Origin of the sequence: Marinobacter sp. OP 3.4 (assembly GCF_036224885.1) — a bacterium.
In the GTDB taxonomy this organism is placed as follows: Bacteria; Pseudomonadota; Gammaproteobacteria; order Pseudomonadales; family Oleiphilaceae; genus Marinobacter.
The window spans coordinates 13,144-28,083 of sequence record NZ_JAVVLT010000072.1 but is presented as its reverse complement, the minus strand read 5'-3'; the positions used below and the strand labels follow the sequence as shown (position 1 = coordinate 28,083).

The 14,940-nt window shown below is 63.5% G+C and carries 16 protein-coding genes; 14 read left to right on the top strand and 2 right to left on the bottom strand.

The window, feature by feature from the left end:
* Positions 1-49: 49 nt before the first annotated feature.
* Positions 50-988, top strand: coding sequence for an alpha/beta fold hydrolase (locus RO069_RS12710; protein WP_328187980.1), 939 nt, complete (start codon positions 50-52; stop codon positions 986-988).
* Here RO069_RS12710 and RO069_RS12705 read toward each other — a convergent pair whose 3' ends face one another.
* The gene (locus tag RO069_RS12705; RefSeq protein ID WP_328187978.1) at positions 989-1,264 is read right to left on the bottom strand and encodes a polyhydroxyalkanoic acid system family protein; all 276 of its coding nucleotides are present in this window, start codon (positions 1,262-1,264) and stop codon (positions 989-991) included.
* A gap of 207 nt (positions 1,265-1,471) precedes the next feature.
* On the opposite strand from RO069_RS12705, the gene ubiE reads away from it, so the two are divergent.
* The 9 genes from ubiE (at position 1,472) to RO069_RS12660 (ending at position 7,790) form a co-directional block, all read left to right on the top strand.
* Positions 1,472-2,263, top strand: a complete 792-nt coding sequence (gene ubiE / locus RO069_RS12700) for a bifunctional demethylmenaquinone methyltransferase/2-methoxy-6-polyprenyl-1,4-benzoquinol methylase UbiE (RefSeq protein WP_328187976.1) — start codon at positions 1,472-1,474, stop codon at positions 2,261-2,263.
* Complete coding sequence (locus RO069_RS12695) at positions 2,263-2,907, top strand: ubiquinone biosynthesis accessory factor UbiJ (RefSeq protein WP_328187975.1); 645 nt, start codon at positions 2,263-2,265, stop codon at positions 2,905-2,907. Before ubiE ends, RO069_RS12695 begins: the two co-directional genes overlap by 1 nt.
* Positions 2,904-4,547: a ubiquinone biosynthesis regulatory protein kinase UbiB gene (gene ubiB / locus RO069_RS12690; protein WP_328187973.1), complete on the top strand. Its 1,644-nt coding sequence runs from the start codon at positions 2,904-2,906 to the stop codon at positions 4,545-4,547. The genes RO069_RS12695 and ubiB overlap by 4 nt, the downstream gene beginning before the upstream one ends.
* 28 nt (positions 4,548-4,575) lie before the next feature.
* Positions 4,576-5,007: a phosphoribosyl-AMP cyclohydrolase gene (gene hisI / locus RO069_RS12685; RefSeq protein WP_328188010.1), complete on the top strand. Its 432-nt coding sequence runs from the start codon at positions 4,576-4,578 to the stop codon at positions 5,005-5,007.
* Entirely contained in the window at positions 5,000-5,332 is a 333-nt protein-coding gene (locus RO069_RS12680; protein WP_328187972.1) for a phosphoribosyl-ATP diphosphatase, read from the top strand. The genes hisI and RO069_RS12680 overlap by 8 nt, the downstream gene beginning before the upstream one ends.
* A 115-nt stretch (positions 5,333-5,447) precedes the next feature.
* Positions 5,448-5,693 carry a Sec-independent protein translocase subunit TatA gene (tatA, locus tag RO069_RS12675; RefSeq protein ID WP_328187970.1) on the top strand — a complete coding sequence of 82 codons (246 nt, stop codon included), beginning with the start codon at positions 5,448-5,450 and terminating at the stop codon, positions 5,691-5,693.
* Between the two features lie 11 nt (positions 5,694-5,704).
* A complete protein-coding gene (gene tatB / locus RO069_RS22130; RefSeq protein WP_442915369.1) occupies positions 5,705-6,301 on the top strand; it encodes a Sec-independent protein translocase protein TatB in 597 nt (198 codons plus the stop codon).
* A complete protein-coding gene (gene tatC / locus RO069_RS12665) occupies positions 6,298-7,074 on the top strand; it encodes a twin-arginine translocase subunit TatC (protein WP_328187969.1) in 777 nt (258 codons plus the stop codon). The genes tatB and tatC overlap by 4 nt, the downstream gene beginning before the upstream one ends.
* Positions 7,071-7,790: a 16S rRNA (uracil(1498)-N(3))-methyltransferase gene (locus RO069_RS12660; protein WP_328187967.1), complete on the top strand. Its 720-nt coding sequence runs from the start codon at positions 7,071-7,073 to the stop codon at positions 7,788-7,790. The genes tatC and RO069_RS12660 overlap by 4 nt, the downstream gene beginning before the upstream one ends.
* On the opposite strand, the gene RO069_RS12655 is transcribed toward RO069_RS12660, so the two are convergent.
* A complete protein-coding gene (locus RO069_RS12655; protein WP_328187966.1) occupies positions 7,762-8,946 on the bottom strand; it encodes an MFS transporter in 1,185 nt (394 codons plus the stop codon). The two genes, RO069_RS12660 and RO069_RS12655, sit on opposite strands and share 29 nt — an antisense overlap.
* 111 nt (positions 8,947-9,057) lie before the next feature.
* Between RO069_RS12655 and RO069_RS12650 the strand changes: the two genes are divergently transcribed.
* Genes RO069_RS12650 through RO069_RS12635 form a run of 4 tightly spaced genes read left to right on the top strand, consistent with a single transcriptional unit; the run spans position 9,058 to position 14,918 of the window.
* The gene (locus RO069_RS12650; RefSeq protein WP_328187964.1) at positions 9,058-10,827 is read left to right on the top strand and encodes an IucA/IucC family protein; all 1,770 of its coding nucleotides are present in this window, start codon (positions 9,058-9,060) and stop codon (positions 10,825-10,827) included.
* On the top strand, positions 10,805-11,776 hold the full coding sequence (locus RO069_RS12645; protein WP_328187962.1) for a GNAT family N-acetyltransferase: 972 nt from the start codon (positions 10,805-10,807) through the stop codon (positions 11,774-11,776). Before RO069_RS12650 ends, RO069_RS12645 begins: the two co-directional genes overlap by 23 nt.
* A gap of 18 nt (positions 11,777-11,794) precedes the next feature.
* On the top strand, positions 11,795-13,579 hold the full coding sequence (locus RO069_RS12640; RefSeq protein WP_328187960.1) for an IucA/IucC family protein: 1,785 nt from the start codon (positions 11,795-11,797) through the stop codon (positions 13,577-13,579).
* The gene (locus RO069_RS12635; protein ID WP_328187959.1) at positions 13,572-14,918 is read left to right on the top strand and encodes a lysine N(6)-hydroxylase/L-ornithine N(5)-oxygenase family protein; all 1,347 of its coding nucleotides are present in this window, start codon (positions 13,572-13,574) and stop codon (positions 14,916-14,918) included. Before RO069_RS12640 ends, RO069_RS12635 begins: the two co-directional genes overlap by 8 nt.
* The last annotated feature ends 22 nt before the right edge of the window (positions 14,919-14,940 follow it).

Below are 14,940 nucleotides of genomic sequence, written 5' to 3'. Positions count from 1 at the left end.
GGGTGCCACAGGCGCCCTGGGACAGGCAGTATGGCCCCGGAGGTGGCACATGAAAGCGAGCCATATACGCAAACTGATCAAGCCCATCGACATTGCCTATTCGGAGATGTTCTCCGGGCAGGTCTATCGTATCGGCAAAGGCGCGGTGTCGGTGCGCAACCACAGTGGCGAGGCCCTGCATACGGTCATCGGCGTACACGGCTACCTGGAAAACCACTGCTACTTCACCCAGACCTACGATGCGCCCACCACCGAACTGATTCTGCTGACCTGCAGCAACTATCACATTCCGGTCAACGGCGTGACACCGGAAGACGCCGGCTGGCAGTCGGAGATCGATGAACTCGCCGGCACCGTCGCCTACGACGCGGAACTGTTGATCCAGGCCATGGAGATCCTGCCCTCCTCCGACCACATCCGTGTCCACGGTCACTCCCGGGGAGGCGCGGTGATCCTGGAAGCGGCCCGGCGACGCCCTGACCTGTTCCGCAATGTGGAGCTGCTGCTGGAGGCCCCGGCCCTGCCGCAAGGCCGCACCCATGCCCTGGTCAGCATGATGCTGGAGCCCGTCAGCCACGGCATGTGGCCCTGGCTCATCCGCCTGATCAACAGCGCCCCCTCCTCGGTCTACGGGCAGACCTTCTTCGGTCGCATGAACCCGCGCAAGAAGACCCTGCTCAGCAAGCTGTTCTCGTCCACCCGCGACCAGCTCACCATCGTGCGCAACCTGGAGGACGTGCTGGACTGGATGGAGAAGACGCCCACGGACATCTATCGGAACGTCAGCCACGGCATCTTCCTGATTCCCGGCACCGACCGAATCCTGGACAAGACCGCCATGCTGGAAAGTGCCCGGGCCTGCCCCACCATGACCATCCAGGAAACCGACGCCCCCAGTCACTTCATCGCCCTGGATGACCAGTCACTGATCCCGGCGCTGGATCACCCATCGGGAAGCCAGGATGGCGGCCAGTGCGGCACCGTCTGATCAGACGATGATACGATCCAGCTCATTGTGGATTTCTTCCTCGATCCGCCCCTTGAACGGCCTCAGCATCATGCCGAGTTCCAGGTGAACATGCAGCTCGCTGGGAGAGATGTCCAGGTGCCCCTTGACCCCCGACCGGTGGAACCTCAGCAGGTCGCCGTCCCACTCGTAGTGCACGTCAAACTTCCGGGACAGGTCCTGGGCCAGGGATTCAGCCGCCTCGCGGGCATGTTCCTGGTCCATGGAATGACTGCGGCGGACATCAATAGCGGACATGAACGATTCCCTCTGAAAGTTGATTTGTCTCCAGTTTATGGGCAGCGACACGCCCAGACCAGCCTCTGATGATACATATTGCGGCAAAAAACTTTAGACTTGCCCGGAGGTTCCCTAGAATAGGGTCGCTTGCACCCGCCATAACCGGCCCCCGGGTCCGGTGGCGGGTTACCCAGCGCCCCGATGCGACATTCCACAGGACGCCCCATGAGCGAACAGCAGTCAGCCCCGGCCTCACATCAGAACGGCCCTGCCCAGGACGACACCACCGACTTCGGCTTCCGCAAGGTGGCCAGGAGCCAGAAAGCGGGCCAGGTGGCCGAGGTCTTCCATTCCGTGGCCAGCAAGTACGACCTGATGAACGACCTGATGTCCATGGGCATCCACCGCCTGTGGAAACGGTTCACCATCGAGCTCAGCGGCGTGCGCCCCGGCCACCAGGTGCTGGACATTGCCGGCGGCACCGGTGACCTGACCATGAAGTTCTCGGATCTGGTGGGAACCAACGGCAAGGTGGTACTGGCGGACATCAACGCCTCCATGCTGGAAGTGGGCCGTGATCGCCTGCTGGATCGGGGTTATGCCGGCAACATCGAATACGTGCAGGCAGACGCGGAGCATCTGCCGTTTCCGGACAACACCTTCAACGTGGTCAGCATTGCCTTCGGCCTGCGCAACGTCACCGACAAGGACCAGGCCCTGCGGGATATGGCCCGGGTGCTGAAGCCCGGCGGCAAGGTCATGGTGCTGGAGTTCTCCAAGCCCACCAACCCGCTGCTCAGCAAGGCTTACGACACCTACTCATTCAGCGCCCTGCCGCTGATGGGCCAGTTATTCGCGGGTGACTCGGAGAGCTACCGCTACCTGGCGGAGTCCATCCGCATGCATCCGGACCAGGACACCCTCAAGGGCATGATGGAAACCGCAGGCCTGGTGAACTGCCGCTACTACAACATGACCGGCGGCATCGTGGCCCTGCACGTGGGAACCAAGCCCTGATGTCACGGATTCCCACCCTGCACGCAGCCATCACCGGCACCCTTGAGCTGGCGCTGAACCGGGCCCTGGAGCTGGATCCGCCCGGTCGCCGCGACTTGCTGCGTGCACTGACCGGCCCGGTGTGCTTCGAAGTCAGCGAGCCAGTGGCCATGGCCATCTGCCTGCAGGGCACCCGTCGCGGGGTGCGGGTATCTGGCCTGCGTCCGGACGACCCGGCCCTGGTGATCCGTGGCCGCCCGCTGGCCATGGCCGCCCTCGCCCTGGGTGATGACCGGGCCATCAGCGACGGTCGCCTGACGGTGGAAGGCGATACCGGTCTTGCCCACCAGTTCCAGCAGGCCCTGGCGCAACTGGCGCCGGACTGGGAGGCGGCCCTGGCCCGCTATACCGGCGATGTCGCCGCCCACTTCATCGGTCGGCGGATTCGTGGCAGTGTTCGCTGGAATCGCCAGGCCATGGCCTCGGTCACCGCCAGCCTGGAAGAGTACATCCACGAGGAAACCGGCACCCTGCCCGGTCGTCGGGAACTGGAGCCCACCTTCGAGGACATCGACCAGCTCAGCCTGCGCACCGAACGCCTGGCCGCCCGCATCGACCGCCTGGAAACCAAAGCCTCCGGCCCGTCCGGATCGGAGACGCCGTGACCCGACTGCAACGCCTGTTCCGCATCACCTGGGTTTTCTGCAAGTACCGGCTGGACACCTTCCTGCCCATCGCCGAGCTGCCCGCCCCCCTGAAACTGTTCTTCCTGTTCGCCCCCTGGCACCTGTTCCCCAAGGGCAAGCTGGATCGCGGCGACCGGCTGCGACTGGCGCTGGAGGAACTGGGGCCGGTGTTCGTCAAGTTCGGCCAGATCCTCTCCACCCGGCGCGACCTGCTGCCGGATGACATGGCCGAATCCCTGCGCCGGCTGCAGGACAATGTCCCGCCCTTTCCCAGTGACGCCGCGCGGGCCATTATCGAGGAATCCCTCGGCAAACCGGTGGACGAACTGTTTGCCGAGTTCACCCGGGACCCCATGGCCTCTGCCTCGGTAGCCCAGGTCCATGCCGCCACCATGCCCGATGGCCGTCGCGTGGTGGTCAAGGTCATCCGCCCCGGCATCGAGCGGGTGATCCAGCAGGACCTGGCGCTGATGTACCTGATGGCGAGGCTGCTGGAGCGATACTGGTCCGAGGGCCGGCGCCTGCGCCCGGTGGACGTGGTTGAAGACTACGAGAACACCATCCACGACGAACTGGACCTGCAGCGGGAAGCCGCCAACGCCAGCCAGCTGCGCCGCAACTTCGACGGCTCGCCGCTGATCTACATCCCCACCATCGACTGGGACTATACCAGCCAGCGGGTGCTGGTGATGGAGCGGGTGTCGGGCATTCCCATCGCCGATCTCAAGGCCCTGAACGCCGCCGGAGTAGACATGAAGGTGCTGGCGGAAAAGGGCGTGGAAATCTTCTTCACCCAGGTATTCCGGGACAGCTTCTTCCACGCCGACATGCACCCGGGCAACATCTTCGTGGATGCCACCAATCCGGCGGATCCCCGTTACATTGCCATTGATTTCGGTATTGTCGGCACCCTGGCGCCGGACGACCTCAGTTACCTGGCCCGCAACTTGCTGGCCTTTTTCCGCCGCGACTACCGCCAGGTGGCGGAACTGCATATTCAGTCCGGCTGGGTGCCACCGGAAACCCGGGTCAATGAGTTCGAGGCCGCCATCCGCACGGTTTGCGAGCCCATTTTCGAGCGCCCGCTGAAGGATATTTCCTTCGGCCACTTCCTGCTGCGCCTGTTCCAGACCGCGCGGCGCTTCAATATGGAAGTCCAGCCGCAACTGGTACTGCTGCAGAAAACCCTGTTGAATGTGGAAGGCCTCGGCCGCCAGCTTTACCCGGACCTGGACCTGTGGAGCACCGCCCAGCCGTTCCTGGAGACCTGGATGAAACGCCGCATTGGCCCCAGCGGCCTGTTCCAGACCCTGCAGTCACGACTGCCTTCATGGCTGGAACAATCGCCGGAAATGCCACAACTGGTGCACGATACCCTGGTACAGCTACGCAATTCCGGCAGCCAGGCCGGAGCAAAACAGGATACACTGGCAGCCATCAAGGCATCCGAGCGACGGGCGGACCGCCGCTGGCGACGCCTGGCTCTCGCGGCGGCCCTGGCGGTCGGCGCCTGGCTGGGCCTGCAGGGTGAACTGGAGCCCCTGGCCCGGGACATGCCCTGGTATGGCTGGGCCATGCTGGCCGGCGCCACCTGGCTGGTCGCCAGGGGAAGCCGCTAAACCAACACAACCGAACTGTGTCATGACAATGCAAGAATCAACCTCTACCGTGTCCGGCACCGACTGGCTCGACAGCATCCGCTGGAACGCCGACGGCCTGGTTCCCGCCATCGCCCAGGACGCCGAGACCGGCGAAATCCTGATGATGGCCTGGATGAACCGGGAATCCCTGGAACTCACTGCCCGGGAACAGCAGGCCATCTACTGGTCCCGCTCCCGGGGCAAGCTCTGGCGCAAGGGCGAGAGTTCCGGGCACGAACAGCGCATCCGGGAAATCCGCGTGGACTGCGACGACGACGTGATCCTGCTGAAAGTGGAACAGCGGGGCGGCATCGCCTGCCACACCGGGCGCCGCAGCTGTTTCTACCGGGTGCTGGAAGACGGTGCCTGGGTCGTCCAGGACCCGGTACTGAAGGACCCGGACGCCATCTACGGAAAGGGAGGCCATAACCATGAGTGACATACTGTCGCAACTCGCCCGCGTCCTGGAGGCCCGCAAGGCCGCCGACCCGGACAGCTCCTATGTGGCCAGCCTGCACGCCAAGGGTCTGAACAAGATCCTCGAGAAGCTGGGCGAGGAATGCACCGAGACACTGATTGCCGCCAAGGATGCCGAGCACTCGGACAAGACCGACGAGCTGGTCTACGAAACTGCCGACCTCTGGTTCCACACTCTGGTCATGCTGTCACGGTTTGGTCTTGGACCGGATGATATTCTTGAAGAATTGGGCCGTCGCTTCGACCTCTCGGGGTTGGAGGAAAAGGCGGCCCGCAACAAACCATAGCCGTCAATCGGACGAGGCACCCCCTGGTGTCCGCGTCTCCCTCCATGGGTGTTCGGTTAACGCCAGGGTTGGCGTACAATAACATCAGGTAAGTAAACCAAAGGGGTCCTGAGAGATGGGAATTAGTATCTGGCAACTTCTGATTGTTCTGGGCATTGTAATCCTCCTGTTCGGAACCAAGAAGCTGCGCAATATCGGCACGGATCTGGGTAGTGCTATCCGGGGCTTCAAGAAGTCCATGAGCGACGAGGAAAACCCGCAGGACAAGGACAGGACCGACGGGGACTCCATCGAGAACCAGGAAAAGTCCACGGCCCAGGAATCCAGCACCGAAAAGACCGAAGAAAAAACCCATAGCTGAGTCGCGCCCCCATGTTCGATATCGGCTTTATTGAGCTGGTGATCTGTGCCGTCATCGCCCTTCTGGTCCTGGGACCGGAACGCCTGCCTTCGGCGGCCCGGACCGCTGGTCGCTGGGTGGGCGGTGCCCGTCGCATGGTCACCCAGTTCACCACCGAACTGGACCGGGAGCTCAAGGCCGACGAACTGCGCAAGGAATTGCGCAAGGCCGGGGATATCGGTCTGGAAGACGTGGAAAAGAGTGTTCGCGGCGCGCTGGATGAAGCCAAACAGTACGAGGACATGATCCTCTCTGACAACGACACCCGTAAGCCCAGACCCGCCCCGGCCACTCGCCGGGTTGCCGGTGAGCAGGAGACGGCATCGGAGCCACCCCAAGAGGGTGACCAGGCTCCGCAGGAAGATCCGCCCCAAGGCACCGACCAGGGCCAGCCCGATGATCACGAGAACCACCGGGATGACGAGCGCCAGCGGTTCCGGGACTGGGAACCACCGGAAAAACCCGGCTACGACCCCCACGCCATGATCCGCAAGGGCAGCCAGACCGCCCCCGCCGCCGACTCCGGAGATCCGGAGACGCCAAAGGATAAACCGGAACGCGATTCATGAGTTCAGCTTCCCCGGGCAACCCTCCTCCCGAGCAGCAGGAAATGCCCCTGATTGAGCATCTGCTGGAGCTCCGCAACCGTCTGCTGAAGATGGTGCTTGCGGTGCTGGTGTGCTTCGCGGTGCTGTTCCCGTTCCGCAATGAGCTCTACCTGATCATGGCCGGCCCGCTGATGGAGCTGCTGCCGGTGGGCCAGAGCATGATCGCCACCGACATCACCGCCACCTTCTTCGCCCCCATGAAGCTCGCCCTTGTACTGTCGGTGTTCGTGGCGATACCAATCATCCTCTACCAGTTATGGAGCTTTATCGCCCCGGGGCTGTACGCCCATGAGAAGAAGCTTGCGTTCCCGCTGCTGTTCTCCTCGATACTGCTCTTCTACCTGGGGGCAATATTCGCCTATTACGTGGTGTTTCCCCTGGTATTCGGTTTCTTCACGGCCATCGGTCCGGAAGGCATCGTGGAACTGCCGGACATCACCAGCTACCTGAACTTCGTGCTGAAGATGTTCTTCGCCTTCGGGGTCGCCTTCGAAATTCCCATTGCCACCGTGCTGATGATCCTGTCCGGCGCCACCACACCCCAGGACCTGGCGGCCAAACGGCCCTACGTGGTGGTGGGGTGCTTTATCATCGGCATGCTGCTGACCCCCCCGGACCTGATCTCCCAGACCCTGCTGGCCGTGCCCATGTGGCTGCTGTTCGAGATTGGCGTACTGTGCGGTCGCCTGGCGGTCCGCCACCGGCCCGACGACGGCTACCCCGAAGACGTATGAACCTGGCCCTGCTGTCACCACAGGACCTGCTGGACGACAACCACGCCAGATTGACCGGCCGGCGCCGGGAGCACCTGGTCTCGGTACTCCGTGCCGGCGAGGGTGACACCCTGCCGGTCGGACTGGAAGACGGCCCCATGGGTACCGGCACGGTCACCCGCCTGACCGAGACGGTGGCGGAACTCCATCTTGAGCTGGACCGGTCATCCCCGTCTCCCCTGCCGCTGACGCTGGTCCTGGCCATGCCCCGCCCCAAGATGTTCCGCCGTGTCCTGCAGACGGTGGCGGCCCTGGGTGTCAAGGACATCTGGCTGATCAACAGCTACAAGGTGGAGAAGAGCTTCTGGCAGACGCCCTGGCTACAGCCGGAGCACCTGCGTGAGAACCTGACCCTGGGCCTGGAGCAGGCCATGGACACCCGTATGCCGAAGGTCCATACCCGCAAGCTGTTCAAGCCTTTCGTGGAAGACGAGCTGCCGTCGTTGCTGCATGACAGGCCCGGGCTGGTGGCCCACCCCGGTACCGACACCCCCTGCCCGGTACATATCCGGCACCCGGCCACCCTGTGTATTGGCCCCGAAGGCGGTTTCATTCCCTACGAAGTGGACAAGCTGGTGGAGGCCGGCTGCCAATCCGTTCATCTGGGTCCGCGCATACTGCGGGTAGAGACAGCCGTGCCGGTGCTGATCAGCAGACTATACGATCTCTGCGGATAAACACCCGCGCCCGCCACGCCAACATGACCAGGGCGGGTGCCAGCAGCAACAGGGCAAGCAACGGTTGCTCGGGGCTGATCTCAAGCAGCCAGCCACCAGCAAGGGTTCCGATGATATATCCCAGGGTATGGGTGCTGGTCAGTCGACCGGCCACCTCGCCTTGTAAATCCGGATAACGCTGGCGCAGCAGACTGCCATACCAAGGGGTCAGTACCGCCGCCCCAAAGGCCAGGGCCGCAATACCGGCAAACATGGCCGGCAGACTTTGCCCATAGCCCAGCAGGAGACCCGCCGCCAGTAACGCGCCCCCCCAGATTACCACCAGAACCGGATTTGTCCGGGCCCGGGCGTGAACCAACGGCCCGAACACGAGCCCCACAACCGAGGCCAGGATGAGTGCGGCCGCTGTCAGGGACGACCCCATGTCCGCGGAGACTCCCGCCATTGCCGTAAGCCTGGGCCCAAGCACAAACTGCACGGCTCCCACTGATGCCGTCAGCACCAGCGCCATGAGGTAGTAGGGCCACCCAGCCAGCCAGGGCTGGCGACCGTGATCAACCGATTCAGACTCCCACGCGACATCAGGTCGTGACGGCCGCTCCCCGGACCTCCTGCTACCAGTAACCAGTAGCAGGGCCAGGACGCCAGCGAGTGACAGCACCGTCATCATACCCAGCCAGGCGGCCAGGGCGATCAGGACCGGACCGACAAGACGCCCGGCGTGTACTGACATCTGCAAGCGGGATAACCGATAGCTCCAGTCCTCCGGACGAGCACCTACCACAGCCATCCGCTGGGCAGCCGGAAAAACGCCTCCCGCTCCGATACCATGAATCAGCCGGGCCGCTAACAGACAGGTGACCGCAGCCGCTCCCTCCAGCCCCGTTCCAAGTACCAGCAACAGCGATCCGAAGCCCACCAGCACCAACGTCGAGGCCATCATGGACACCCGCCGTGCCCCCCGGCCATCCACCAACCGCCCCCACAGTGGCGCGCCCAGCAGGACCGGGATCATGCCCGCTGACAGGATCAGCGACCAAACCCCCGCAGAGAGCCCGGTACGCTCCATCAGCCACGGCAGACACGCCACCAGCGCCGACTGCAGCACCCCCATCATCAGCACCGGGCCCCAGGCTTCCCTTCCCCGAATCGTCATCCTGATCTGATTTCCTGCTCTGCGTCACATGAATTGTAATTGCGAATCATTATTATTTATTTTACAGTTATTTGCAACTCACCGGCACAGGATATTGCCATGATTCCATTGATGGAAACATTAGACCCATCCGTAAACGCCTACTTCAACGCCCTGCTCCGGGAAACCGGCCCCTGGCCCTGGCATCCCGCACCAGGGCACTACGCCGTCACCCATCAAAAGACCGGGGAAACACTGCTGATCCCCTGTCGGTTCCACAGCCAGGGTGGGCGCCACCTGCTGGGCCCGGACCTCTGGCTGGACCGGAGCGAGGGCCTGGGCCCGGTCAGCTTTCTCGACGCCGTGGAATGGACCCTCACACTTCCCGAACTCGCCAGCCAGGCGTCTCTGTGGGAACTGAAGAATCTGCTCCAGCGAGTGCGCAACAGCCATGACAACCTGCATCATGCCCTGGCTTACCGATCGAGCCGCCAACCGCACACCGATACGGCGCCACTCGCCTTCATTGACTCGGAACAGGCCCTGGTCAATGGCCACTCGATTCATCCCTGCCCCAAGGACCGCGGCAACATGACGACGGAGGAAGCCACCGCCTTTGCTCCGGAATACAGTGGTGAGTTTCCGCTAATCTGGTACGGCGTGGCCGGCGACCAACTGCAACCCCATGCCGCAGAGACCATCTCGCTGACCGATGCTGCTGAATCCCTGCTGCGACACGAACCCCACGCCGTGCAACAGGCAGCGGAAGCGGCCCGGGCGGACGGTCACATCCTTATCCCCTGCCACCCGTTCCAACACCGTCAGTGGCAGTCGCATCCCGAGCTACAAGCCTTACAGTCGGCGGGGCAATTGCGATGCCTGGGTATGGGGATCAGCCGCTGGCGGGCCACATCCTCCCTGCGGGCGATCTGGGCCGAAGATCAGGACTGGATGCTCAAATTCTCCCTGTCCGTTCGCCTCACCAATTCCGTCCGGCACCTGCAACCCCGGGAGGCCGTTCGCGGGCCCGGACTGGCCGACCTGCTGAAGACGTCACCGGCCCGGAACTGGCTGGATCGTCACCGCCACTTTCGCATTCTCAATGAGCCCGTCACTGCCGCTATCCGCGATCGCCAGGGTGAGCCAATGGCCGAAAGCACCGTGGTGTTCCGTGACAATCCGTTCCGCGGTGGGGTGAGTCACAACTGCGAGTTGCTCGCCTCACTCCTGCAGGACGCACCGGAAACAGGGCTCTCGCGCCTGGCCACCTGCCTAAGGGCCCGTAACGCCAGCGAGGAAGACGCAGCCGACTGGTTCCACGCCTACCTGGAGCTGACGGTAAAGCCACTACTCGACGCCCAGAGTAACCTGGGACTGCTGTTCGGGGCCCACCAGCAGAACCTGATCCTGCGACTGGACGAGCATTTCCAGCCGGTGGCGGCCTGGTTCCGTGACTGCCAGGGCACCGGCTTCTCGTCGCTGGCCCACCGGCGCTTTGGGCCCGGGCTGGCGGCGTCGGTACAGGCCGGGGAGAACGAACTGCCCGAAACCCTGGGTGTGCGACTGTTCTGCTATTACCTGTTCATCAACAGCACCTTCAATATCATTACGTCCCTGGCTGCGGGCGGGCTGTGCGCCGAAGACCGTCTGTGGCACCAACTGCGGCAATGGCTTCGGCAACAGCGCGAACAGCAGCCCGCTGACACCAGCGCCTTTGACTACCTGCTTACCAGCCCGTGCCTGTACGCCAAGAACAACTTCCTGTGCTCCCTTCGGGCCGTCAACGAGAACACCCTCGAGGACCTCGAATCCATCTATCACCCCATGGCCAACCCATTGCTGATTGACCAGCCGGAAAAACACAAGGACAGCGACCACCATGAAACCCTTACCGCCCATTGAACTGACGCCATCATCGGACCGCCAGCAACTGCAGATCGCCCTGGACGGTGAATACTGGCAGGCGAAACGAAAGACCAGCCCCGATACGGAACAACTGCTCGAGTGGGAAGGACCACCCCTCGATACCACAGCCAGCCAGCGGGTGCTGGACGCCCTGTTCCATGAACTGGATGCACCAAGGATAGAGCTGACAGGTAGCGCCCGTGAGGCCTTTGACACCCGCCACCCTGCCTGGGAACACCACGCCGATAGCACATCCATCGAGCGGGCCGCCTTCTACCAGATCCGCGAACATTGGCTGGATCCGGCCCTGTGGCCGGTCATGCCGGAAACTACCGTGCAGACCGACGACGTCTGTCATCCCCGTCGCCCGTCGGTAGGCGACCAGATCCTGTACCGACGCTTCGCACCGTCCGCCGGCAGAACCATCACGCTCCGGCAGGCGACAGTCACGCACGATGGTGAGCGCTTTCATCGCTGGCAGAACGAGCCACGGGCAGCCCGGTTCTGGGAGTATCCCTGGAGCCGAGAGCGACTGGACGCCATGCTGGAGGATCGACGGGCCGACCCGCACTCGCTGCCACTGATTCTCGAGGCCGACGGCGAGGCGGTCGGCTATTTCGAAACCTACTACGTGCCGGAAGACCGGCTGGGGCCCTACTGTGAAGCGAGGCCGTTTGATCAGGGCATGCACGTGCTGATCGGCGAGCGGCAATTCCTCGGCGAAGGCCAGACCAACCTCTGGCTCAACACCGTCAGCCATTTCCTGTTTCTGATGGAGCCGCGCACCCGCAGTCTGTGGGGCGAGCCAAGGTCTGACAACCGCGCCATGCTGCGTTATCTGCGGAGCACCACCTGGGAAAACCACGGCGAGTTCGACTTTCCCCACAAACGCTCGGCGTTGTTATGCAATCCCCGCCGCCGATTCTTCGCCGACACACGACTGTAACCAACAGGGATAACTGAAATGGAACACGCCAACCACTGGCAGACCGTCAACCAGCGCCTGATGGCGCGGATTGTGGCCGAGTGCAGCTATGAAGGATTGCTGACGCCGGAACACAAAGGGGAAGATCGGTTCGAGCTGGACACCGGCGAAAACCGATACCAGTTCCACGCCCGCCGCACGCCCTGGGACTTCCTGTGGGTCCGCCCGCAGTCCCTGCTCCGCAACGGTTTCCCCTGCAGCGACGCCATCCAGCTTGTGCTGGACTGCCGTGAGGCATTCGACATGGGTGATATCACCCTGGGCAACTTCATCGAGGAACTGAACAACACCCTGGCCGGCGATCTGCTGCGCCAGCAGGCGCTGGCCGGCCGTAAAGCTGCAGAACTCCTCGACCTGCCACCCGCCCGGCTGGAGACGCTGCTGGACGGTCACCCGAAAGTACTGGCCAACCGTGGGCGCATCGGCTGGGGCATGGATGATCTGCACCGATACAGCCCGGAGGCCAACCAGCCGGTAACGCTGCGTTGGCTGGCCGCGCACCGGGCCACCGGGTTGCGGGTGTTCGGCCAGCCTGCCGCTGAGCCGTGCCTGACCGTCAGCGAGCGAAAGGAACTGGCGCCCTACCTGCGATCCCGGGACTGGCAGCTGGTGCCGATCCACCCCTGGCAGTGGCAGCACCATATCCAGCCGCAGTACGCCGCCATGCTGCAGAGTGGCAATCTGGTGGATCTGGGCCCCCGGGGCCACCGCTACCTGCCCCAGCAGTCGATCCGCACCCTGTCGGATCTTGACGCCCCCGGGGCCTGCGACCTGAAGCTGTCGCTGACCATTCTGAACACCTCCTGCTACCGGGGCATACCCCCGGAACCCATGGCCCTGGCGCCGGACCTGTCCACCTGGCTGGCAACCACCGCCAGCGCTGACCCATTCCTGGCCGCTGCCGGTCTCTCGGTTCAGCGGGAACTGGGCGGGGTGCATCTGCCGCATCCGCATCAGCAGCAAGTGGCCGGCACGCCCTATCGCTACCGGGAAATGCTCGGGGCGGTGTGGCGCGAAAGCCTGGCCAGCAAGACCACCGACGGGGAGAAGGCCTGGATCTTCGCCATGCTGATGCAGACCGACGCGGATGGCACCCCGCTGGTCGCCGAGATGGTCCGCCGCTCCGGCTGTTCCGTGAAGGACTGGCTGACCCGACTGTTCGATCGGGTCACCCTACCGCTGTACCACCTGCTCTGTTGCTATGGCGTCGGCCTGGTGGCCCATGGCCAGAACCTGGGGGTCATCTTTCACCAGTGGCAACCAGACCGGGTGGTGATCAAGGATTTCCACGGCGACCTGCGCCTGGTGGAAAGCGACCTGCCGTCACAGGCGGGGATGCCAGACGCCCTTGCCGGGGCCCTGCCACGACTGCCAGCCACCCACCTGTTGCACGATCTGTACACCGGCCACCTGGTCACCGGGCTACGCTTCCTGTCGCCGTTGCTTGAGGATCACCTCGGCTATCCGGAACGGGACTTCTACCGGCTACTCCACGAGCGGATTGTCCGGTACCAGCAGGCGCACCCGGACCTCGCGCAGCAGTTCCGCACCTTCGACCTGTTTCGACCGGTGATGGAACGGGTCTGCCTCAACCGTGTGCGTTTCCGGATCGGCTATGGCGACGATGCGATCCGGCCGACTCCGACCCTGGGGCCGGAACTACCCAACCCCCTGCACGCGACGAACCATCAGGCTTGCGATCAATCCACCCATGAAACCAGCCATCAGCCCCGTTATCAGACCAAGGAGACCTGCGATGAGTAAGGACATTCTCGACCTGGCCGGCATCGGCATTGGTCCATTCAACCTGAGTGTGGCGGCCCTTCTGGACCAGCATCAGCACGTGGACGCTGCCTTTTTCGACCGCAAGCCCAGGTTCGACTGGCATCCCGGCATGCAGCTCCCCGGTGCCCGACTACAGACCTCCTTCCTGAAAGATCTGGTGACCGGCGCCGATCCCTGCAACCCTCACAGCTTCCTGAACTATCTGGTGCAACATCGGCGGTTCTACCCTTTTCTCAGCGCGGAGATGCCCGCCATCAGCCGCCGGGAGTTTGCCGATTACCTGGGCTGGGTCGCCGGACGCCTGCCCAGCCTGAATTTCAGCCATGGCGTTAAATCGGTGACGCTCGAGGATGGCCTGTTCCGGCTCGACTTTCAGGCTGGGCAGACTCCGGTCCATGCCCGCAACCTGTGCGTTGGCACGGGCATGCGGCCTCATATACCACCCGCCTGCGAGGCGCTCCCATCCGACCGCGGCCTGCACTGTATCCATCTCATGGAACAGGACAGGGATTTCAGCGGCCAGCAGGTGGCGGTGATCGGTGGCGGCCAGTCCGGTGCCGAGGTGATGCTGGGTCTGCTCGACGGCCTCTGGGGCCAGCCCGCCGGCATCCGCTGGTTCTCCCGACGACCCAACTTTGAGCCGCTGGATGAGACTCCGTTTACCAACCTGTATTTCTCTCCCGGTTACGTGGATACCTTCCGCCACCTGCCGGAGCAACGTCGGCGGGAGCTGGTGCACTACCAGAAGCTGGCATCCGACGGCATCTCCCCGGACACCCTGCGGGCACTCTATCAGCGGCTGTACGAGTACCCCCTGGAACACCCCGGGCGCCCGGTACCCGAGTTGCTGCCGGGGCGCTCCGTCTACGCGGTGACCGATGGCTCGCCCATGAATCTGCTGACACGGAACCGGGTTGACGACCAGTTTGAAGAGTTTCAGGCCGACCAACTGCTGTTGTGTACCGGCTTTGATCACAGCCTTCCCCCCTGTCTGGAGCCCATCAAATCCCGGCTCCGCGGGGACAGCAACGGCCGCCCGCGCCTGCAGCCGTCATTCAACCTGGACTGGGACGGCCCCGATGGCCGGACCATCTATACCGTCAACCAGGGCCGCTTCAGCCATGGCATCGCCGAATCCCAGCTCAGCCTGACCAGCTGGCGCTCCGCCGTCATCGTGAACCACCTGCTTGGCCACGAGCACTACCCGGTGTCAGAAGAGGGGCTGTCCGTCCGCTGGGGCAGCGGCACACCCCAAACCACTGCACAGAACCGACAGGTCCCACGCAGAACGGCGCAAATGGGAATTGAATCATTTTGATAATCGTTTACACTTGCGCTTT